This window comes from Segatella hominis (genome assembly GCF_004535825.1).
Classification (GTDB): domain Bacteria; phylum Bacteroidota; class Bacteroidia; order Bacteroidales; family Bacteroidaceae; genus Prevotella; species Prevotella hominis.
Genome location: NZ_SGVY01000004.1, coordinates 129,842 through 151,276 on the forward strand (window position 1 = coordinate 129,842; position 21,435 = coordinate 151,276).

General features: G+C 42.8%; 17 protein-coding genes and 1 pseudogene. 10 read left to right on the plus strand and 8 right to left on the minus strand.

Features of this window, described 5'->3' with window-relative positions:
• Positions 1 to 69: 69 nt before the first annotated feature.
• The 3 genes from EXN75_RS02560 to EXN75_RS02570 form a co-directional block, all read right to left on the minus strand.
• The gene (locus EXN75_RS02560) at positions 70 to 1,362 is read right to left on the minus strand and encodes a Na+/H+ antiporter NhaC family protein (RefSeq protein ID WP_022111172.1); all 1,293 of its coding nucleotides are present in this window, start codon (positions 1,360 to 1,362) and stop codon (positions 70 to 72) included.
• A 61-nt stretch (positions 1,363 to 1,423) separates the two neighbouring features.
• Positions 1,424 to 2,920, minus strand: coding sequence for a UxaA family hydrolase (locus EXN75_RS02565; protein WP_134842672.1), 1,497 nt, complete (start codon positions 2,918 to 2,920; stop codon positions 1,424 to 1,426).
• Positions 2,921 to 2,981: 61 nt separating this feature from the next.
• A complete protein-coding gene (locus tag EXN75_RS02570; protein ID WP_134842673.1) occupies positions 2,982 to 4,046 on the minus strand; it encodes a LacI family DNA-binding transcriptional regulator in 1,065 nt (354 codons plus the stop codon).
• A 375-nt stretch (positions 4,047 to 4,421) separates the two neighbouring features.
• Here EXN75_RS02570 and EXN75_RS02575 point away from each other — a divergent pair, with 375 nt between their 5' ends.
• The 5 genes from EXN75_RS02575 to EXN75_RS02595 all read left to right on the plus strand — a co-directional run bounded on the left by EXN75_RS02575 (position 4,422) and on the right by EXN75_RS02595 (position 11,155).
• On the plus strand, positions 4,422 to 5,444 hold the full coding sequence (locus EXN75_RS02575; RefSeq protein WP_118115694.1) for a sugar kinase: 1,023 nt from the start codon (positions 4,422 to 4,424) through the stop codon (positions 5,442 to 5,444).
• 72 nt (positions 5,445 to 5,516) lie between these two features.
• Positions 5,517 to 6,188, plus strand: coding sequence for a bifunctional 4-hydroxy-2-oxoglutarate aldolase/2-dehydro-3-deoxy-phosphogluconate aldolase (locus tag EXN75_RS02580; RefSeq protein WP_022111177.1), 672 nt, complete (start codon positions 5,517 to 5,519; stop codon positions 6,186 to 6,188).
• A gap of 19 nt (positions 6,189 to 6,207) precedes the next feature.
• The gene (locus EXN75_RS02585) at positions 6,208 to 9,732 is read left to right on the plus strand and encodes a sensor histidine kinase (RefSeq protein ID WP_246031268.1); all 3,525 of its coding nucleotides are present in this window, start codon (positions 6,208 to 6,210) and stop codon (positions 9,730 to 9,732) included.
• Between the two features lie 50 nt (positions 9,733 to 9,782).
• A complete protein-coding gene (locus tag EXN75_RS02590; protein WP_022111179.1) occupies positions 9,783 to 10,508 on the plus strand; it encodes a DUF5932 domain-containing protein in 726 nt (241 codons plus the stop codon).
• A 59-nt stretch (positions 10,509 to 10,567) separates the two neighbouring features.
• Positions 10,568 to 11,155, plus strand: a complete 588-nt coding sequence (locus EXN75_RS02595) for an AbgT family transporter (RefSeq protein WP_246031269.1) — start codon at positions 10,568 to 10,570, stop codon at positions 11,153 to 11,155.
• A 362-nt stretch (positions 11,156 to 11,517) separates the two neighbouring features.
• On the opposite strand, the gene EXN75_RS02600 is transcribed toward EXN75_RS02595, so the two are convergent.
• Positions 11,518 to 12,570, minus strand: coding sequence for a hypothetical protein (locus EXN75_RS02600; RefSeq protein ID WP_134842674.1), 1,053 nt, complete (start codon positions 12,568 to 12,570; stop codon positions 11,518 to 11,520).
• Positions 12,571 to 12,853: 283 nt separating this feature from the next.
• Between EXN75_RS02600 and EXN75_RS02605 the strand changes: the two genes are divergently transcribed.
• The 5 genes and pseudogenes from EXN75_RS02605 to EXN75_RS02625 all read left to right on the plus strand — a co-directional run bounded on the left by EXN75_RS02605 (position 12,854) and on the right by EXN75_RS02625 (position 17,580).
• Complete coding sequence (locus EXN75_RS02605) at positions 12,854 to 14,443, plus strand: capsule assembly Wzi family protein (RefSeq protein ID WP_134842675.1); 1,590 nt, start codon at positions 12,854 to 12,856, stop codon at positions 14,441 to 14,443.
• Between the two features lie 21 nt (positions 14,444 to 14,464).
• Positions 14,465 to 14,941, plus strand: coding sequence for a lipocalin-like domain-containing protein (locus EXN75_RS02610; RefSeq protein WP_134842676.1), 477 nt, complete (start codon positions 14,465 to 14,467; stop codon positions 14,939 to 14,941).
• Between the two features lie 638 nt (positions 14,942 to 15,579).
• A pseudogene (locus EXN75_RS02615) lies at positions 15,580 to 16,664 on the plus strand (site-specific integrase).
• On the plus strand, positions 16,661 to 17,050 hold the full coding sequence (locus tag EXN75_RS02620) for a hypothetical protein (RefSeq protein ID WP_246031270.1): 390 nt from the start codon (positions 16,661 to 16,663) through the stop codon (positions 17,048 to 17,050). The pseudogene EXN75_RS02615 and the gene EXN75_RS02620 overlap by 4 nt, the downstream one beginning before the upstream one ends.
• A gap of 95 nt (positions 17,051 to 17,145) precedes the next feature.
• Positions 17,146 to 17,580, plus strand: a complete 435-nt coding sequence (locus EXN75_RS02625) for an RteC domain-containing protein (protein ID WP_134842677.1) — start codon at positions 17,146 to 17,148, stop codon at positions 17,578 to 17,580.
• Positions 17,581 to 17,622: 42 nt separating this feature from the next.
• Here EXN75_RS02625 and EXN75_RS02630 read toward each other — a convergent pair whose 3' ends face one another.
• The 4 genes from EXN75_RS02630 to EXN75_RS02645 are packed head-to-tail and all read right to left on the minus strand — an operon-like array spanning position 17,623 to position 21,061.
• The gene (locus EXN75_RS02630) at positions 17,623 to 18,801 is read right to left on the minus strand and encodes a hypothetical protein (RefSeq protein WP_134842678.1); all 1,179 of its coding nucleotides are present in this window, start codon (positions 18,799 to 18,801) and stop codon (positions 17,623 to 17,625) included.
• A gap of 53 nt (positions 18,802 to 18,854) precedes the next feature.
• Positions 18,855 to 19,058 (minus strand): hypothetical protein, encoded by a 204-nt coding sequence (locus EXN75_RS02635; RefSeq protein ID WP_134842679.1) that lies wholly within the window; start codon positions 19,056 to 19,058, stop codon positions 18,855 to 18,857.
• 11 nt (positions 19,059 to 19,069) lie between these two features.
• Entirely contained in the window at positions 19,070 to 19,717 is a 648-nt protein-coding gene (locus EXN75_RS02640) for an RloB family protein (protein ID WP_134842680.1), read from the minus strand.
• Between the two features lie 3 nt (positions 19,718 to 19,720).
• Positions 19,721 to 21,061 carry an AAA family ATPase gene (locus tag EXN75_RS02645; RefSeq protein WP_134842681.1) on the minus strand — a complete coding sequence of 447 codons (1,341 nt, stop codon included), beginning with the start codon at positions 21,059 to 21,061 and terminating at the stop codon, positions 19,721 to 19,723.
• Positions 21,062 to 21,435 lie beyond the last annotated feature (374 nt).

A 21,435-nucleotide genomic window follows, 5' to 3' on the forward strand; every position in this document is an offset into this window, starting at 1 on the left:
CCTTATTTCCTTTCATTTTCCTCTCTTTCATTCTTCCTTCTCCCAGAAACTGAATTTCCTATTTATTCTTTAACTGAATCTTCTTGGGTATCTGAAGAGAATGGCAAATAGGGCTGCTAAGCCGATAGCCATTGGATAATAGAGGTAAGGGATGATGTCGAGCGGACTGAGACCTGAGAGTCCTGCCGCCAAGAGCATCTGCACGCCGTATGGTATCAATCCCTGTATGGTACAGGAGAAGGTATCAAGTATGCTTGCTGCTTTGCGGTTATCTACCCCAAACTTGTCACCTATCTTCTTAGAGATATTTCCCACGGTAAGAATCGCCACCGTATTGTTGGCAGTACAGATATTCACCATTGAGACGAGGGCAGCGATAGACAGTTCGGCACCTCTTTTGCTGTTTACATGAGCTGTAATCTTGGAGATGATGAAGTCGATGCCTCCGTTTTCACGGATGATCTCAAGCATACCTCCTGCCATCATAGCGATGATGATGAGTTCTCCCATTCCTATCACGCCATTTCCCATGGCAGAAAACCATCCGAAAATGTCGTAACCGCCATCGATGATGCCGATGATGCCACAGAGAATGGAACCCAATGTCAGTACTGCCATCACATTCATGCCAGCAATAGCCGTGACGAGTACTACTATATAAGGTAGAACCTTCATGTATTGTACCGCATCGATATGGGTCGGTGCCTTGGTTCCTGCGCCCAATATTCCATATATAATCAGGATGATGATGGCAGCAGGGATGACGATGAGGGCATTTACCCTAAACTTGTCACTCATCTGGCAACCTTGTGTCTGGGTAGCTACGACCGTTGTATCAGAGATAAAAGACAGGTTGTCGCCAAAGTAGGCTCCACCCACGATGATGGCTACGGTCAGTGCCAGGTTAGCATCCACAGAGTGGGCGAGACCTGCCGCGATGGGCACGAGAGCTACGATGGTTCCCACGCTGGTGCCTATCGAGAGCGATATGAAGCAGGCAGCGAGGAAGAGACCGGGTAATATCATGCTGGCTGGCAACAAGCTCAGGGCAAGGTTGACGGTGGCATCTACTGCTCCCATCGCCTTTGCCGATGCAGCGAATGCACCAGCCAGCACATATATCCATAGCATGAGCATGAGGTTGTTGGCTCCAGCCCCTCGACTATAGGTGTCGATGCGTTTTCTGATAGGCATACCGCCCGAGATGGCTACGGCATATATGCTTGAAATCATGAATGCCACGGTGAGCGACAGGCTCGTATCCTTATGACTTTCCTCTGCGGAATATCCCGTAAAGAGGGCTATCAATGCTATCAATAAAATCAGTGGCGATAAAGCCAACAATCCTTTCTTATTACTCATTCTTCTTATATTTAGTAAGAGTGTAGGGTTCTTCTCTCTACACTCTTCGTTCTTCACTTCTTTAAAGTGTTACTCCATTTTTGAAGATGGAAATCTCGCGATAACCATTCTCCTCGTTGCGAGCATCCTCTCCACTGGCTATGGAGATGATCTTGTCGATGAACTTGCGTACGAGATCTTTCATCTCTGTGCCCTCTACGAGCTCGCCGGCATTGAAGTCAATCCAGTTTGGCTTGTTCTTTGCCAAGGTGCTGTTGGTAGAAATCTTCATGGTTGGTACGAAGGTGCCGAATGGGGTACCGCGACCGGTGGTGAAGAGAACCAACTGACATCCTGCTGATGCCAAGGCTGTGGCTGCTACAAGGTCGTTGCCTGGTGCTGAAAGGAGGTTCAAACCATTTTTCTCCAGACGGTCACCATACTGCAATACACCGCTGACTGGTGCACGACCGCACTTCTGTGTACAACCGAGAGCTTTATCTTCCAATGTAGAGATACCGCCCGCCTTGTTGCCTGGTGAAGGATTCTCGCCAACAGGTTCGCCATGACTCAGGAAGTATTCCTTGAAATCATTGATGAGGTGAACGGTTTTATCGAACAATTCCTTGTTCTCACAACGGTTCATGAGAATCGTCTCTGCACCGAACATCTCTGGTACCTCAGTAAGGATAGAAGTACCGCCCTGAGCAACGAGCCAATCAGAGAACTCACCTACCAATGGGTTGGCAGTAATACCGCTGAACCCGTCAGAACCACCGCACTTCAAACCTACGCGCAACTTGCTGACAGGAACTTCCTGACGCTTGTCAGTTTTAGCCTTGTCGTAGAGCTGCCAGAGCATATCCATACCCGCTTCCAGTTCGTCGCCCTCCACCTGCTGGGTCACGAGCAACTTGATGCGATCCTTGTCATAGTCGCCGAGCATCTCCATGAACTCGTCAGGCTGATTGTTCTCACATCCGAGTGAAAGAACGAGCACAGCACCAGCATTTGGATGGAGACAGATGTCACGAAGCACCTTGCGGGTATTCTCGTGGTCGCCAGAGAGCTGAGAACAGCCGAAGTTGTGGTGCCAAGCGTGGATGGCATCAATGCCTTCGCATTTTGTTTCCTCCTTGAGTTGCTCTACCAGTTTTTCCGCTATGCCATTCACGCAGCCTACGGTAGGAACTACCCAGATCTCGTTTCTTACACCGACCTCACCATTCTTGCGCACGTAGCCCAGGAAGGTGCGGTCTTCCTTCTCGATGTTCAACTGCTCATCTACAGGATTGTAAGTATATTCCAAAGTGCCGGCAAGGTTGGTCTTGAGGTTATTCTCGTTGACCCACTCACCCTGTTTCAGATCTTTCTTAGCATGACCGATAGGGTAACCGTACTTGATGATGTCCTTTCCTTCAGGTGCATCGTTAATGAGCACTTTGTGTCCGGCAGGAGTATCCTGCAAGAGGGTGATAGACTTACCATCTACTTCGATGGTCTCGCCCTTCTTCATAGGGCACAAGCAAACCACTACCGAGTCGGCAGGGTTAATTTTGATAAAGCTTGATTGTTTCATCTGTAGTTATGTTTTTTAATATTTATAATTACATAAAATTCTATTAATTCCTACTATCTTCCTATAATTGAGTTCGGCGGTAGAAGTCGATGTTCTCCTTCATCAACAACTCGATAGGCATATAGTTCACGGGTGTTACCTTTTTCTTGAGAACGAGTGCCCGGAAGAGCGTCTCCACACAGTTATATCCCTGCATGTAGGCATGCTGTGCGATAAGGAAGGAGATGCTTCCTTCTCTCAGACATTTTGCATTCTTCTCCACCATATCATATCCCATAATTTGAACATCACGGCGGTTGGTCTTCAGCAGGAAGTCCCCCACGATATGAGCTTTCGAGGTGAGGGTGATGCAATGATGTGTATCAGGATATGTAGCGAAATATTTCTCCAGCATCTTCATGAACTCAGCGCGGGAACCATCGAGTGGCAGGTCGAGCACATTGATCTTGACGCTTGGGAAATGGTCGTGCATATAGTGACGGAACCCTACCTCGCGATTGTCCTGCTGCTTGCTGACCACGATTCCGTTCTTTGTCTGTCTCATCAGCATAATCTCCTTTTCTTTAAAAGCAAGCATCATGAGCATCTTGGCAGCGAAAAAACCACTGCAGAAAGAATCCTGTCCGAAGAAGGAAAGTGGGCGGAGATCAGGCATGTAGGAGTCGAGCAAGATGAACGGAATGTTCAACTCATGCAACTGGTCGGTAAGCGCTCTGGTTATTTCAAGAGATGAAGGTACGATGATGACCCCCTCCGGCTTTTCTTCGATGATAGCCTTTCCCTGTTCGATGAAAGACTCCTCGCTGGAGCGCTCATAGAAGTTGATCTTCACGTTGATGTGAAAATCGCGTTTGCTTTCCTCACATTTGCGTGCACCTTCCTCAATCTCCTCCCAGTAAGCCTCAGATTCATGCTTCGGAAGTAGCAAGTAGAAGGTATATGACTTGTTGTATGCCAGAGCACTGGCATACATGTTAGGCTGATAGTTCATCTCCTTGAGCGCCTGTTCCACTTTTTCGCGGGCAGGTTTGGAGACGTTAGGGCGGTCGTGAAGAACTCTATCGACAGTACCTACAGATACGCCAGCCCTTTCGGCGATATCCTTGATTCTTATTTTTTCGGCCATGTTTTAAGCGTTTGCTGGTTTTTAACCCATTTATTATTAAACTTCGTCCATGATGCACTTTCTTTCACGTGCGTACATTAATATAATATATGTCGATTCTCTTGTGTACTGTGCGAAGAAGGCAATTCTGAGAACTTCCAATTTTCGAGTGTACGTCCACATATAGAATATTCGGTACAAATTTACAATAAAAAATTGAATTGTGCGAATGCACAGCAACTTTTTTGCACAAAAACTAAAAAAAAACTCGATTTTGTTTCGTTATTTGAGAAATTATGATTATTTTTGCCACGATATTCGGAACAGAATGCAAATTATTTGATACTGAATTCGAAGAACAACTATAAAGAAACAAATTAAAAAACATTTCAAGCAATGGCAAAAATTGTAACATTAGGTGAGATCATGCTTCGTTTGTCTCCAGAAGGTAATGATCGTTTTATCCAGAGTGATTCATTCCGTATCATCCCTGGTGGTGGTGAGGCTAACGTAGCAGTCAGTGTAGCTAACTATGGTCATGAGGCTTATTTCGTATCTAAGTTGCCTAAGCATGAGATTGGTCAGATTGCAGTTAACGCCCTCCGTCGTTATGGCGTGAATACCGATTTCATTGCTCGTGGTGGCGACCGTGTTGGTCTCTATTATGCAGAGACAGGTGCTTCTATGCGTCCTTCTAAGGTAATCTATGACCGTGCTCATAGTTCTATCGCTGAGGCAGATCCATCTGATTTCGATTTCGACAAGATTATGGAGGGTGCTCAGTGGTTCCACTGGAGTGGTATTACTCCTGCTATCAGCGACAAGGCTGCTGAGTTGACCAAGTTGGCTTGTGAGGCTGCTAAGCGTCACGGTGTAACAGTATCTGTTGACCTCAATTTCCGCAAGAAGCTCTGGACTTCAGAGAAGGCGATCTCTGTTATGCGTCCATTGATGCAGTATGTAGATGTCTGCATTGGTAATGAGGAAGATGCCCAGCTCTGCTTGGGCTTCAAGCCAGATGCCGATGTAGAGGGTGGTAAGACTGACGCTGAGGGATACTATGGTATCTTCCAGGGTATGATGAAGGAGTTTGGCTTCAAGTATGTAGTTTCTACACTTCGTGAGTCTCTCTCTGCTACACACAATGGTTGGAAGGCTCTTATCTACAATGGTGAGGAGTTCTACCAGAGCAAGCATTATGACATCAACCCAATCATCGACCGCGTAGGTGGTGGTGACTCTTTCTCTGGCGGTTTGATCCACGGTCTCTTGACTAAGAATACTCAGGCTGAGGCTTTGGAGTTTGCAGTAGCTGCTTCTGCTTTGAAGCACACTATCCCTGGCGACTTCAACCTGGTTTCTGTTGACGAGGTAGAGAGTCTTGCTGGTGGTAACGCTAATGGTCGCGTTCAGCGATAATTTAAGTGAAGAGTGTAGAATTCATTTGCGCTCTTCCTATTTAACATTTAACACTTAACATTTAAATAAAAAATGGCAAAGTTTAGCAAAATGCAGGTCATGGCAGCCATGAAAGAGACTGGTATGGTTCCTGTATTTTTCAATAAGGATATTGAAATTTGCAAGAACGTCATCAAGGCTTGTTATGAGGGTGGCGTACGTGTATTCGAGTTTACTAACCGTGGTGATTTCGCTCACGAAATCTTCGGTGAGTTGGTAAAGTGGGCTGACAAGGAGTGCCCAGAGATGATCCTTGGTGCTGGTACAGTCGTTGACGCTGGTACAGCTTCTCTCTATCTCCAGTTGGGTGCAAACTTTATCGTAGGTCCTAACTTCAACCCAGAGATTGCTCCTGTATGCAACCGTCGCCTGGTTCCTTATTCTCCAGGTTGTGGTTCTGTAACTGAGATCAACAATGCTCAGGCTGCAGGTTGCGATGTAACTAAGGTATTCCCTGCAGGTAACGTAGGTGGTCCTTCATTCGTTAAGAATGTAATGGCACCTTTGCGCTGGAGCAATATCATGGTTACTGGTGCTGTAGAGCCAACTGAAGAGAACTTGACTCCTTGGATCAAGGCAGGTGTTCTCTGTGTAGGTATGGGTTCTAAGCTCTTCCCTAAGGAGACTGTTGCTGCTGGCGATTGGGCTGCAGTTACAGCTAAGTGTAAAGAGGCTCTTGGCTATATTGCCAAGGCTCGTGGTTAATTGAGAATTTAATGGCTTAATGGCCAAAATTAATATCACGCAAAAGATCAGCGCCTTCATTGTGATGATGTTGGCGCTGTTTTTCTATTCAGCTTGTGGTCCTTCTCATAAGCAGGAGGTGGATCGGTTGAATACACTTTCATACGCCTATCACTACCGTGACCTTGATTCTACTAAGATGTTGGCACAGAGAGCTTTAGCTCTTTCTGATGACTATAGCGCCGGATATGCTGAGGCTTGTAATAACTTAGCATTCGTAGAGATGGCAAAGATGAACTACAAGGAGGCTCGCCGATGGCTCGGTCTTGTGGAAGAAAAGAGCAACAATCAACTGGAGCTTCTCATTGCTGATGTGCAGATGATGCGCATCTGTCAGCGGGAATCTCACAACAAAGATTTTTATTCCTATCGCGAGAAAGCGATGGTGCGCTTGCGCCGCTTGGGCGAGGAGGCTTCCAATCTGCCACCCCGTGAACGGCGACGTGCCACCTATGCTCATAGCGAATTTGATATCGTTGATGCCACCTATTGTTATTATGTCGGTCTGGAAGAACCGATGCAGAAGGCTTTGAATGATATCGATGCGGATGCACTTGAAGCAGATACTGCCCAGTATCTCAACTATCTATATAATATCGGTTCGGGTGGTGCGATCACCAATGGATCGTCTGAACAGATAGCACAGACGGAATTTGACTATCTGATACAATGCTATATGTTGGCTTCGGCCGGACGAGTCGTCATGTCTGATGGTACGATGGCTGGCGGTTATCCTTACTGGCAGGCTAATGCCCTTCAGGCTATCAGTGAACATCTGCAGAATGGAAGGATGCGAGATTTCCTCATCCGAAATAACCTGCCGGCTATCCAGTATCTGAATGTTGAACAGATGCCAGATACGCTCTTGGCTGGTAATTTAGCTCAGCGTGCGCTGAACCTTTTCATCTCTTATGGTGATACCTACCAGATAGCGGGTGGTTACCGTACGCTGGCTGAATGTTACTTCGCTATAGAGGATTATAATTCTGCTGGCGACTGTCTGCTTCGTGCCTTACAAGTGAGCAAGAATATCAAGTCAGCTCCCGATCTGGTGGCTTCTATCCGTGAACGACTTTGTTTGGTATATTCTGCGCTCGATAATAAACAGCAGAGTGACTACAACCGCAATATCTATCTTGACTTGCAGGAGCGAACCCGTCAGGACAGGCAGTTGGAAGCTCGCGCCACCTTGCTTGATGATAATGCTCTGCAGCTCAATCTCATGATAGCAGCGGTACTCGTCATGATATTGCTCGTGGTCATCCTCTTGTATCTCTTCGACCGTATGCGAAGAAGAAAGATACAGTCTAAACCGCTGTCTTCCCTGCTTGAACCTTTAGAGCAGTGGAAGCAGCGTAATACACAGTATATCAATGATATAAATGAAAGAAAAGAAGAATTGGATGAAGAGATATCTATAGCCCGTTTGCATCTTGATGACAATAAAAAACGTAATCTGGAGCAGCGTGCCAAGGTCTCTTTAGTAAACAGTATCACGCCTTTCATCGACCGCATGATTCATGAGGTGGATAAGTTGGCAGAGGATGATGAAAGTACCCCGGTTGAGGTAAAACAGGAGCGGTATGAGTATATCTCAGAACTGACGGATAAGATCAACCAGTATAACATCATCCTGACCAACTGGATTCAGATGCGACAGGGAACTTTGAATCTCCGTATCGTCTCTTTCCCTCTCCAACCGCTTTTCGATATTGTGGCAAAGGGCAAGATGAGTTTCCAGATGAAGAAGATAAAACTCGATGTGCAGCCAACTGCAGCTAAGGTGAAGGCAGACCGCACCCTGACGCTCTTTATGATCAATACTATAGCCGACAATGCACGCAAGTTTACTCCTGCTGGAGGTAAGGTTACTGTTTCTGCAGAGGAACATGATAAATACGTAGAAATCGTCATCGCTGATACCGGTAAGGGAATGGATGAGGAACAATTGGCTCATGTCTTCGACCGTACCTATACGGGCGGTCATGGATTCGGACTCCTCAACTGCAAGGGTATCATCGAGAAATATAAGAAGGTGAGCAGTATCTTCAATATATGTCATATTGAGGCAGAGAGTGAAGTGGGAAAGGGTAGTGTGTTCCGTTTCCGACTGCCTAAGGGAATCGGACGGATGATCGTTGGTGTCATTCTTTTGTTGGCATCATCCGTGTCGTCTTTTGCATCCCAGATACATCATCATACCCTGGCTACCGGAAAGGTTTCCCGAGAACTCACTTTGGCTGATGCCTTTGCCGACAGTGCTTATTTTAGCAATATCAATGGTACATACCAGCGTACCTTGGCATTTGCAGATTCTGCCATCTACTATCTCAATCAGCATTATCTGCGCCAGTATCCTCAGGGTAAAAATCTGATGGTGAGCAGTCCAAAACTCTCTCAAGCTGCCGAACTGAAATGGTTTGCTGATAGTGTGACGACCGACTACAGCATTATTCTCGACATCAGAAATGAGAGTGCGGTGGCTGCGCTTGCCTTGCATCAATGGACTTTGTATGATAGAAACAATAAGGTTTATACCAAACTCTTCCGGGAACGGAGTACTGATAATACACTGCCTGAGTATGTCCGCACGATGCAGAGTTCGGAAAACTCCAAGACGGTAGCTGTCATCCTGCTCTTTCTCCTGTTGTTGCAGTTGCCGATAGCCTACTATCTGCTCTATTATCGCCATGTAGTGACCTATCGCTTTGCGGTGGATCGCATCCGTGATATCAATCTTCTGTTGCTCAGCGACCAGTCTATACCGGAGAAGTTGAAGCGCATCAGGGAAATATGGAGTAAGAAGTCCCGGCATACCCGTGCCAATTTCCGTTTGGATGAGGTGGTGCATGAGATAGAGGAAGAACTGAAACGTGGACTGGATTTATCGAATGGCAAGGAGGCAGATAATCAACTGCTGGAAGATGAGTTGAGACGGGTGCGATTTGAGAATGATCGTTTGCACGTATCTAATTCTGTATTAGATAATTGCCTCTCTACGTTGAAGCATGAGACGATGTATTATCCGTCACGCATCCGACAGTTGATAGAGGCATCCCCCGATGATGTAGCTTCTCTGAAAGAATTGGTAGATTACTATAAATCCATCTATCTGATGCTGAGTGCGCAGGCGATGGAACAGGTGGAAACCAATCTGAAGTGTGATGCTGCGCTGAAGGATTATCTCTTCCGACTGATACAGGAAACCGTGAAGGATCTTGCCAAGGCGCATGGTATTGCCATCACGCAAGTGAAACAGGAAATCAAAACTGTGCATACGGCTTATGCCACCTGCCAGTTTGTCTTCTCAGAATTGAGATACGACGATTCCTTGCATCATCGCCTTTTCACTCCGCTGACCGTGGATATGAGATTCTTAGTTTGCCGCCAGATAGTGAGGGAGATGGGAGAAACGACCAATCTTCGTGGCTGCGGTATCCAGGCAAAGCCTTCTGATGATGGATTCCTGGTCATTGAGGTGGTGTTGCCGGGGATGTTAGTATAGAATCAAAGATAGTTAAAACATAAATTCAACATAGACTCAAATAAACGATGATGGACAATTTTAAAGTAATCATAGTAGAGGATGTACCTTTGGAACTGAAAGGTACGGAAGGAATTTTCAAAAACGATATACCTGAAGCTGAGATTATTGGAACAGCTGACAGTGAGGTGAGCTATTGGAAACTCATCAAACAGCAGTTGCCTGACCTCGTGCTTCTCGATCTTGGTTTGGGCGGTTCCACTACGGTGGGTGTCGAAATCTGCCGCTATACCAAGGAACAGTATCCTAACGTAAAGGTATTGATTTTCACGGGAGAAATCCTGAATGAGAAGCTCTGGGTGGATGTTCTTGATGCAGGTTGCGATGGTATTATCCTGAAGAGTGGGGAACTCCTGACCCGTGGCGATGTGGCTTCCTGCATGAGTGGTAAGAAGATGGTTTTCAATCAGCCGATTCTGCAGAAGATCGTAGAACGTTTCAAGAAAAGTGTCAATAGTCAGTTGATGCGCCAGGAGGCTTTGGTCAATTATGAGATTGACGAATATGACGAGCGCTTCCTTCGCCATCTCGCCCTCGGTTATACCAAGGAGCAGATTACCAATTTGCGAGGTATGCCTTTCGGTGTGAAGAGTTTGGAAAAGCGACAGAACGAACTGGTACAGAAACTCTTCCCTGATGGCAACAATGGTATGGGAATCAATGCTACCCGTCTGGTGGTAAGAGCCTGCGAACTTCGCATCTTAGATATCGACAATCTCGAGGCTGATCCAGAATAAGTTGCGGCATCAAGAAAGATATAGAATAGGATTTAATCAGGAAAAGAATAGAGAGAACGATGAAGAAAATGAAGGTGTTTTCGTATTTGGCTTTAGGTTTGGGCGTGGCTCAAATCCTGCTGATGCTGACTTCGTGGCTGTTGACGGCTGCGATGCCGGAGAACTATAACCGTTCGCTCTTGAGTTCTGAGGGCATCCGCTGGTTCTTCGGTCAGTTCCAGGATCATTTAGCTTCGCCCGTATTAGTGTGGCTGGTGTTGGGTGGTATCGCCTATGGAGCTTTCTATAGAAGTGGTATTGTCCATTATAAGCCAGACGAGTATCGTCAGCGCTTTGCAATGGGCGTGGCAAGTTTCGAGTTGGGGGTATTTGTGATTATCATGCTGTCACTTACCCTGCTGCCTCATGCCATCCTTCTGAATGTGATGGGCGGCCTCTTTCCAAGCAGTTTTACGCAGAGCATCATACCTTATACAGCTTTTGCTGTAACCGTAGTCTGCTGCAGTTTCGGTGTTATCAGTGATAACTTGAAGGGAGTGGAGGATATTTTCCGCTGTATGTCGTATGGTATTTCTAAGGTTTCTCCTCTCATCGTGCTCTATGTATTCGCCGCCCAGTTGTTCTATTCAGTTCTGTATCTGATATAAGAACAGTTTCTTGAACGAATCATCATACGTGTTTTTATTATCTTGAAAGAAACGTTTGATTAATATAAAAAATGAGGCTTCCCGTATTCTCCGTTGCAGGAGAAAGGGGAAGCCTCTGTAAATAACTCTCTATTGGTCCTTTTACCTATGTTGAACCTATTGAACTTTCATCTTTTACTATACTTAATTATTCAGCATGGTAAATGTTATGCATATAAATGGTCTGTTCTTTAACTTATTATCAGCGTATTGTATAACTCTCTTTTGTTTTTACTTGAGTTTTATAACTTTCTTATTTGTTATCCTTGATTTTTATAACTCTTTTATTTTTTCTTATATCTTATGAATTTCTGTCTTCAAAGTTATCTGCGTCCTCCGAAACTGCCGTGAGAACCGCCACCATTGCTTCTTGTAGGTCCACCTATAGAACGGTTGCCACCACCGAAGGAGCGAGAACTGTTTCCGAAAGAAGCACCACCGTTTCCTGGATTAGAGCGAGGAGTGAAACTCTTGGATGGGCTGGTAGTATTGCCACTGCCAAAGCTGCGCATCATAGAAGAACCACTACCGAAGCCTCCACGGTTGCCTCCAAAGAATCCGCCAGGTCTGCTGTTGTTTGATGGATTCTCGCGGGTAACAGTAGTACGAGTACTGCTCTGGCGATTACCAAACTGACGATTCTGGTTGCCGAAACTGCTGCTCTGGTTGCTGAAACCACCATTATTCTGTGGCCTGTTCACGCTCTGAGGGCGATTATCATTGCCACGGTTCATATTTCCGAAGCTCTGTCCATTGCCACGGCTCATATTTCCGAAACTCTGCCCGTTGTTGCGGTTTGAGTTTCCATTATTTCGGTTCATATTTCCGAAACTCTGTCCACGACCGAAATCTCCTCTGTTGAATCCGTCACGCATACCCACTCTTGGATGACCGCCAGGACGTGGACCACCGAAGCTGCGTCCATGATACCAGCTTCTACCACCATTCATTCTCCAGCTGTGTCCTCCACAATAGGAAACGTAGAAGTGAGGGCGACCGAAGTAGAAGTAGTCGCGGTGAGGATATCTGGCATAGATGCCGAAATGCCAGTAACCAGCGTCCCAGTAGAGAGGGCGATAGAAGTATGTAGCATTGATGAATGTGCGATATTGCCAGTCCAGGAGGATATAGCTCAAGTCCATATTGCGCTGTCTCCAGTAGATTCCGTAGAGGTCATCCACTGTATTGACACTCATCAGATAATCGAGGTTGGTTTCGTAAGCAGCCTCATACTGATCGTCTGTGAGGTTCAACTCGTATGCCATTTTATCTGTCAAGAAGAGAGCTTGCTGGCGAGCCTGCTCGTAACTCATTGCAGATGCAGTAGTGAAGGTCATTGTGACCATTGCTACAAGGGCTAATATAAACTTCTTCATAATCATATCTCTTTATAAAGTTTGACTTCTTGTTTTATTTCTGCTGCAAAGATACGGCGAAATATCTGGCAAAGGAAAGGTTTTTCCCTAAAGAGGTGGGGGAAATTCCCTAAAGATCATTATTGGTTTTGAGGGGCTTTAGCTGGCATGATAGTTTTATATTTCGCTCAATTCTGTCTTTTGTTTTTGGTTCATGCTATTTCTTAATGCAATAATTTGTCCCTTATATATAATAAAAGGTGAAAAATTCCGTTTTTATTAAAACTCTCGAAAGTAATTATAGATGAAATTTTATCAGACTAATAAGAAAAAAGCGTTTGTCTTTAGTGCAATCCTGCTTTTACCTCTCTCTGTTTCTGCCCAGTATCTTTGGCAGGAGGATGTAGATCCGGGTGAGCTGGATTTGGGCAAGGACATTCATTACAAAGTGGAGATGCAGGGGGCTTTCTCCAAGGGTAAGACTCCGCTTTGGCTCAATGCCAATAAGCATGGACTCAGTTCGCTGGAGAAGAACAACGGTTATCTCCGTGGTAGTGTCATCCGTCCGTTGGGTACTGATTCTGCCCGTCGTTGGGGCATCGGTTATGGCTTAGATGTGGCAGCACCGATTCATTATACGAGTAATGTAGTAGTTCAGCAGGCTTTTGTGGAAGCTCGCTGGTTGCATGGTGTGCTGAGTATCGGTGCCAAGGAGTATCCTATGGAACTGAAGAATCAGACTTTAAGCAGTGGTAGCCAGACTTTAGGTATCAATGCTCGTCCTGTTCCTCAGATTCGCCTGGCATTGCCGGAGTACTGGACCCTTCCTTTTGCCCATCATTGGTTAGCCATCAAGGGACATATTGCCTATGGTAAGATGACCGATGAGAACTGGCAGCACGATTTTACCCAGCGCCAGTCCAAGTATGCTGATGGTATGCTCTATCATAGCAAGGCGGGATATTTGAGGATAGGTAATGAGGGTTCTTTCTTCCCGCTGAGCGTGGAGTTGGGACTGGAAATGGCAGCTGAGTTTGGAGGAACACCATATAATTATGTAGATGGGGAGATGAAAGCTATTCCTGCAGAGGGTGGTCTGAAAGGTATGTGGCATGCTTTTATACCAGGAGGCTCCGATTCTACGGATGGTGCTTATGGTAATATAGCTGGTAATGTACTGGGAAGTTGGACCTTCCGAATCAATTATGATGCAGATTCATGGAAACTTGGAGTTTATGGTGATCATTTCTTTGAAGATGATAGCCAGATGTTCTTTCTCGACTATGATGGTTATGGTGAAGGTGACGAATGGCTTGTGGAAAAGAAACACAAGTACTATCGTTATAAACTCAAGGATTTCATGCTTGGTGCAGAGTTAAACCTGAAGTATGGCACTTGGTTGCGCAACATCGTCTTCGAGTACATTTATACCAAATATCAGAGTGGTCCGATTTATCACGACCATACCACAGAGATTTCTGACCATTTAGGAGGTATTGATGATTATTATAACCATGGTACTTATCCGGGGTGGCAACATTGGGGACAGGTGATTGGTAATCCGCTTTACCGTTCTCCTCTGTATAATGAGGATGGACAGTTATACATAGAAAATAATCGCTTTGTGGCTTATCACCTGGGTTTTGATGGTCAACCATCTGAGCGTTTGGGTTATCGAGTGCTTGCCACTTACCAAAAAGGGTGGGGAACGTATAATATGCCGTTCAACAAGATGCATCATAATGTGAGTTTCTTGGTTGAGGGTGCTTATCGCTTTAACCATGATTGGAAGGTAAAAGGTGCTTATGGTATGGATTTTGGAAGCAACCAGATGTTGGGTCATAATGCAGGTTTCCAACTCACTGTCAGTAAATCTGGTATTTTCAAACTTTAATTGAATTAAATGAATATGTTTATGAAAAGATATAGAGTCCTTCATATTGCTTTTGTGGCTCTCGTCGGTACATTTGTGATGGTTTTCTCTTCTTGCGAAATGGAAACCAGCAAAAATGGTGATTTGGATGGGTACTGGCATTTGGAAAGCATCGACACGTTGGAGAATGGCGGGACCTGTGATTTCTCTGCTCGCAAGGTGTTCTGGGGAATAGAGCATAAATTGATTCTCATTAGAGATTTGAATGTTGGTCCTTTTGATGGCTTTTATATGAGATTCGATCAGACTGGCGATAGTTTGTTGATTCCTAAGGCTTATCGCAAGAACCAGAATTATCATGAGGGTGACGACGATGCTCCTATCTCGGCTGATGACATGGAAGATTTGCGCAAATACGGAATCAACAATCTTCCGGAAGGTTTCGCTAAGGAAGCACTCAGCGGTAGCAAGATGATTCTTCGTTCGAAGACCTTGCGATTGAAATTCAAGAAGTTCTAAACGGATTCTTGTTTTGAAAATATTCAAAAGTCGGATTGACGTCAATGTCAGTTCGGCTTTTTTGTTGCTTTCTGAAAGTGTTATTTGCTTTTCCATTTTTCCATTTTTTGTTTGTTATACCAAATTCTGCCACTTTAAGTTCTGAAGGACGCTGCAAAGTTACAGTTTCTCCGGCGCTTACTTATCCCTTTTGATGCTTTTCTCTTTTGTATTTGTTTTCCCAAATAAGTCATTTACCATCTGTAATCAAGTTATTTAGGACAGCGAATCAAGTCATTTAGGGCCAGAAAACGAGTTATAAAAAGTGATTGAAAGAAGAATGAGGAAAGTTTCTGATTATCAGTTGCTTTCCTCATTTTGATTAAAAGAGATGACGACAAACGAAGACGGAAATATGACAAGATGAGACAGAGGAACGTTACCAACTCGTAACCTATACTTTTGAATGGTACGATTCGAGTTTTGGAGAATGATGTAGGTTATATATAGTAAGGGAATGTACTGATATATAGTGAGTTGCTAATGAGAAACGTAAGTTTTTTGTTGATAAACGAAAATTGTGGCGTTCTGCGGTGAATTGCGTGGCAAGAAAAGACTCTTCAGATATTAATTTTGTACGCAAAAAAAATAATGAAGTTATGAAGAGTACATTTTCAATTATCTTCTACCTCATAAGACAGGTAGTTAAGAAAGACTGTACTGTCCCAGTTATGGGACGTATCACAGTGGACGGAACACAGGCACAGTTCAGTTGTAAGGTGACGGCAAATCCAAAATTGTGGGACACCAAGGGCGGACGCATGACAGGAAAAAGTATGCTGGCATTGGAGGTGAACCGCAAGCTGGACAAGATGCGTGTACCGTCATCTACAGGAGTTCTTGCAGAGTCGTTATCATGTACGACATATCTCTTAAAGAACTGACTCCTGCTTTTATTACGGATTTTGAAGCTTTTCTGCGCACAGATAAACATTTGTGCGAAAATTCACTGTCCGTGTATATGCTGCCATTGCGAACAATGGTGTTCAGAGCGATAGATAATGGATGGTTAATGAGAGATTCTTTCCATGACTATAAGGTGCCGAAAGTAGAGACAACTCGTGGATTTCTGACGAAAGAGGAGATTCATCTGCTGATGAATGCAGAGTTGAAAAGAAAGACCATGCAATTGATAAGAGACCTGTATCTGTTCTGTTGCTTTACGGGATTGTCGTTTTCAGATTTGAAAAATCTGAAAGAGGAACATATACAGACATTCTTTGATGACAGTGAATGGATAATGATCGATAGACAAAAGACGGGTGTGAGATCGTCCATCAAATTGTTGGATTATCCAAAATCCATCATGGAGAAATACAGAGGACTATGTGCGGATGGACGAATCTTTCTAGTGCCATGCTATTCTGATTGTCGTGGCATTCTGCTTCGCGTTGCGAAAAGATGTGGCATTACGAAGCACCTGACCTGGCACATGAGTCGCCAAACGATGGCTACGGAGATTAGTCTCACCAATGGTGTGCCAATAGAAACGGTGAGTTCGATATTGGTGCATAAGGATATTAAAACAACACAAATTTACGCAAAAACAACTAAGGAAAAGTTGAATAAGGACATGGATAAGTTATCTTTGCAACTGAATCATATCGAGAAGTATATGGGACATGTAGAACAGAGTGTTGAAAATGACAAGAGTAATCAAATTTCTAAACAAGACGAAGTATGAAAAGACAGGTGATAACAATACAGGAGGACATGGTCATCTACGCACCTCATCATGGTGAGGTGTGGATGACTGCGTGGGAAATAGCTGAGCTATTCTATGTTTCGGGTGTAACAGTGAGAAATACGATTAAATGTATTTTCAAACAGGGAGTCTTGAAAGAATTTGAGGCAGCAAAATATATCACGCTGGATAATGGGAACAAAGCTGATGTATATAGCATGGAAATGGTGATGGCTATTGCTTTTCAGCTGGACACTTCTTGGGCTCAAATCTTTAGAAAATGGATGGTGGAAAGAGTTGTCAACAAAGAAAAGGTGGAGCGTGAATGGCAAAAGACAGAACATCCTATGATTGTTATGATGAACAATAGCAAAGATTTCAACTGAAGTCCAGAATATAGCACAGGTAGAAGCGAATGATCATTATTTGCTTCTACCTGTTTTTGTTTGCGGGACTCTAGTATTAGTTCACCTGGACAGAGTTGCAATATCATCCTCTGTTACATCCAGATACGGGATGTGTTCTTGGACTGTATATCAAGAAAGCCCTGTCGTTCATCCGTAAGATGATGCTGAAGGTAAAGGCAAGTGCGGGTAAGGGGGCTTCTGTAGCTGTTGCCCATGAGAAGACGGGTAAGGCTTTGCCTATATGCTGGACGGGGAACGCAGTAGACCTCGTAGAGATGGTATATGGCATCTGCGTGATGGGAAGTGTGAATGACGGCGAAGTGAAATTCAAGGAACTGGCTCAAGCCATGTACCAATTCTTTGGTGTCAAGGCTAAGGACTGCTACCGTTTTTATACCGATATCCGGAGACGTAAGAACTACAGTCGTACTTACTTCCTTGACAGAATGCAGGAGAAGTTGAACGATAAGATGCGACGGGATGATGAATTGGAGAGGATGAAGCGATGAAAATGTAATTGTTTGTCTCTCAAATAAATGAGAGGCAAACAATTATAAATTACTTGCACTTTTTTGAGGGCGTGCATCAATAAACAACATTTCTGTTTGCCCTTTTTCTTTCTTCTTGTGAATATTCAACAATTCATAAAATTGTTTCTTATTTATATTTTCAACAATAATTACAATAAACAGAGCATGATCCGCATTTTCTGCCTTCACATATTGAGGTAATTGTGTTTTATACCCATGAAGCAAATTTTGATTATCAGATAATTTGACTTCCACAATGGTTTGGCATTGTTGACCTTGTGAAAATTTAAAATCTAATTCGCCAGCTCCACTGTCACTCTCACGGTCAACACTTATATTTATATGCCCAGCCCGCAAATATGTCTGTGCAATAGAATATAAATAGAGTTGCCAAACAGACTCTCTTTTAGATTTGCCATTATCTTTCAATAAAATTTTGTACATTCTGTTATCTTCTACAAGATGCTTGAACTGTGTACAAATTTCCTTTGTTATAGAATACACTTGTTCTGGAGTATAACAGTTTTGAAAGACACAAGGTATATTTAAAGGATGGCTCGCAACAAGTTCCTCAATCTTGAGGTCAAAGTATTCATTGCAATTATCTTGAATAAAATCATATCCTTTTGGTTCTATGCTTTTGGCATAATCAAGAACCGTATTATATGCAGTCTTGTTGCTTATGATAAGATCCTTAAATTGCTTTTTGTTCATTTTTGACATATCTTCCCAAACGCCTTGAATTGCCTTACAGACTTTTCTCCTTATTTTTTTGTAATAATCACAGACATCATCAATCTCACTCCAGTCTTTGGCGACCTTTAATTCAGTTAAAAAACTTTCTGGAATAAAATAGATTGGTTTGTTATTGTAAAAAGGGACTTTATATGTCTCGTTGTCAAATTCATACGCAAAACTATTTATACTCAATTCAGAGCAAACCCTTTGGGTGTAAGATAAAAAGTTCTTACGTAATATACTGATAATCATGTCACTGATTCTATCTGCACCAATGTTATCTTCAAATAAATGTAATAAAGAAAATATTTCTAAATCAGTATGTCCTTCACTTATTATAGTATAGGCAGACAAAGCAAGTTGTTTGGACAATTTTCCGCTGATGCCAGAGCCGGACTTTCCTTTTTCAGAAAAGCCAAGTCCTGTATTCGGAATCTCTGAGAATGTAAAATATTCTACCATTTTTCTAAAATGGCAATCTTGCTCTGATGGTGATTTTAAAAATTTTGATAGCGTTACAAATCGTTTGAAATAGTTGATATAGTATATGCATTGTTAAATTCAGGTATAGATGAATTCTTTAGCAGCATAGGATCTATATGCAGCAAAGAATCATTATCTATAGTACCATCAAAGACACCTTTATTGCGGGGAGCAGAATGTCTGACTCCGCAATAATTACTATAATGAACACCGTTACTTATATTAAATTTCATCATTGATTCTAATTTTAAATATTCTTGTTTATAAAATCCTGCCAACTATTTTTGCCAATCCTTTCCATTAAAGCCTCACCCAGTTCATACACTTTGGTTTCTTTAAGTGCTGGGAAGTAATGTTGCTCCCCAGGTTGAGAGTCCTTGGCTTTTGCGTTAATGATAGCTTGAGCCATCAGTTTTACATATTCAGTTGCAGAAAATCCACCTGGGGTGAGTTTTGACAAAGCAACCTTTACGTTGTGAGACTTAGAGCAATCTATATCTTTCAAATCAGTAAGCTTGTGGTATAGAAGCCATACCTCAAAACATGGATTACTGATGGCTATATGACATCCTGGGGTGTTTATGCAGAAACTACCCAATTCTTTTATCATGTCAATAGGCCATTTGTCTACGTCGATAACACACCAGAGAGAGTCACCATCTTCAGCATTCAGCCCCTCTTCTGTCATATACTTTTTCGCTGATGCCAATACATGTGAAGGGGCAGATTCAGTTTGCTTATGCTCCAAGATTCTAACCTTGATACGTTCGAAATTATCGAACGGTGCAAAATAACTTGGTTCTGTCTTTGTACCCTCACATGCGATAACAAAAAGACTATAGTCTCTTGCCTTGGCTTCCTCATGTTTATAGTAGCTGCGTTTTTTATATGGCATACGTCAGTCCTCCCATTTTAAATCCTCTAAATGAGCTAAGAAAGGAATAGCTCCAAAGCGTCCTTTCAAGTAGCCTTTTTGAATGTCCAAATCATTTCGTGGTTTGAAATCATTAAGCGTATAGAAACGAGAGCTTTGGTTCTTTCTGTCTTTCTCAACAAACCAAATCTCATCATTCCTGAAGATAGAGCAATCAAGAAGGCATGATTCGTGGGATGAGAAGATAATTTGTCCAAGGATAGGCATTCCCATCACTTTTTCTACAAACATCTTCAATAGATTGGCATGGATACTCCTGTCAATCTCATCGACAATGATAGTCTTGTCAGACTGCATCAGGTCATAAAGAACTGGCGCAAAATCAAACAATCGTTGTGTACCATCCGATTCCTCTTTTAACTCGAAACTCACAGCCTTGTTGTTTACAACATGACTGGTTGTTATTCTTCGGATCATATATTTATCATCATCTTCTTTTGTAACGCCAATAGTAAAATACTGCGTTTCAATCACACTAGACTCTTCTTTTTTGAGATTAGTCTTGATGTCCTCGAAAATTTTGTCCAAAGGCATACCAGTCTGCGAGATAAATTTATCCAAATCATCTTCATGCAACTCTATGTCTTGAATACCTACATCAAAACTTCTTAAGAGCTTTTCTGAAAAATGCTTGAATTTCAGATTTTCGTATTGAGTATCAAAAATTGACGCAGACTTGGTCTCAGGGAAGAAGATTTTCAGATTGTCTTTGAACCATTCCCTGACTCTGTTGATTCTTGGCTCCTTGATAATATCCTCATGTTTGATAAGTAATTCATCATTTTTCAAAATGTTATCTTCCAGCAAACTAACCAATAGAGCCTTTTTTTCATCACCATCGACATATTTCCTGCCCATTTTGACAACAGGTTTGTTTGTCTCTTTAGAGTAGGTACGTTCAAAGACCATTTCATCTTTTTCTACACCTGTTTCGTAAAGCCATTCCTCCAAGCAGAGCTTTGACACATAAGTAACTCCATAGTTATATATTTTATTCTTATAGCTGAACTCTACTGATTGTGAGACAGGAGTAACCTCATCAGAAAATTTATTTCTGATATATCTGATGTCAGAAGGAACTCTACCTTTTAAAACAATGTCAAGCAGCAAATTTGCTGCTTTAATCATATTTGATTTGCCAGCACCATTTGCACCGTAAATGACTGAACCTTTCAGAACATTCACGTTGGTGTTAATCTTATGAAGATGGTCTGTATGACTCTTCAAAGATTTTGCAGGCAACATATTGAACTCCGTTTCTTCTAAAAAAGAAAAGATGTTACTAAAGTCGAATCTGATAAGCATAATCTAATCTGTTTTTAATTCTATTGCAAAGTAACGAAAAAATCTCGAAAAATATGCAGTTTACTACAAATATTTATAGTAATTTATATATTAGCGAGATTTTTTCGGTATAAATGCGGTTTTTACTTCTGTATCAAGTGTTTCAAATTCTCGTCAGCTGTCTTTAATTGGTTATGCAAATTACAGCAGGATACTACATCTTGTATTTTTCTAATTCGTAACCTCTTCTTCTAATGAAACAAAAAGATGTCTTACTACAGAAAAAGTGTACACCATTTTAACTTAAAAAAAGTAAAATGGAAAGCAAAAAGAATGAACGTGCAAATTACAGTTTAGACTTTAAACTAAAAGTCTTGGCTGACATGTATGAGAAT

What these genes read in the sequence shown, in the direction of transcription:
- EXN75_RS02560 (WP_022111172.1), bottom strand. Translation starts at nt 1,362, where the DNA reads ATGAGTAATAAGAAAGGATTGTTGGCTTTATCGCCACTGATTTTATTG.
- EXN75_RS02565 (WP_134842672.1), bottom strand. Translation starts at nt 2,920, where the DNA reads ATGAAACAATCAAGCTTTATCAAAATTAACCCTGCCGACTCGGTAGTG.
- EXN75_RS02570 (WP_134842673.1), bottom strand. Translation starts at nt 4,046, where the DNA reads ATGGCCGAAAAAATAAGAATCAAGGATATCGCCGAAAGGGCTGGCGTA.
- EXN75_RS02575 (WP_118115694.1), top strand. Translation starts at nt 4,422, where the DNA reads ATGGCAAAAATTGTAACATTAGGTGAGATCATGCTTCGTTTGTCTCCA.
- EXN75_RS02580 (WP_022111177.1), top strand. Translation starts at nt 5,517, where the DNA reads ATGGCAAAGTTTAGCAAAATGCAGGTCATGGCAGCCATGAAAGAGACT.
- EXN75_RS02585 (WP_246031268.1), top strand. Translation starts at nt 6,208, where the DNA reads ATGGCCAAAATTAATATCACGCAAAAGATCAGCGCCTTCATTGTGATG.
- EXN75_RS02590 (WP_022111179.1), top strand. Translation starts at nt 9,783, where the DNA reads ATGGACAATTTTAAAGTAATCATAGTAGAGGATGTACCTTTGGAACTG.
- EXN75_RS02595 (WP_246031269.1), top strand. Translation starts at nt 10,568, where the DNA reads ATGAAGAAAATGAAGGTGTTTTCGTATTTGGCTTTAGGTTTGGGCGTG.
- EXN75_RS02600 (WP_134842674.1), bottom strand. Translation starts at nt 12,570, where the DNA reads ATGAAGAAGTTTATATTAGCCCTTGTAGCAATGGTCACAATGACCTTC.
- EXN75_RS02605 (WP_134842675.1), top strand. Translation starts at nt 12,854, where the DNA reads ATGAAATTTTATCAGACTAATAAGAAAAAAGCGTTTGTCTTTAGTGCA.
- EXN75_RS02610 (WP_134842676.1), top strand. Translation starts at nt 14,465, where the DNA reads ATGAAAAGATATAGAGTCCTTCATATTGCTTTTGTGGCTCTCGTCGGT.
- EXN75_RS02620 (WP_246031270.1), top strand. Translation starts at nt 16,661, where the DNA reads ATGAAAAGACAGGTGATAACAATACAGGAGGACATGGTCATCTACGCA.
- EXN75_RS02630 (WP_134842678.1), bottom strand. Translation starts at nt 18,801, where the DNA reads ATGGTAGAATATTTTACATTCTCAGAGATTCCGAATACAGGACTTGGC.
- EXN75_RS02635 (WP_134842679.1), bottom strand. Translation starts at nt 19,058, where the DNA reads ATGATGAAATTTAATATAAGTAACGGTGTTCATTATAGTAATTATTGC.
- EXN75_RS02640 (WP_134842680.1), bottom strand. Translation starts at nt 19,717, where the DNA reads ATGCCATATAAAAAACGCAGCTACTATAAACATGAGGAAGCCAAGGCA.
- EXN75_RS02645 (WP_134842681.1), bottom strand. Translation starts at nt 21,061, where the DNA reads ATGCTTATCAGATTCGACTTTAGTAACATCTTTTCTTTTTTAGAAGAA.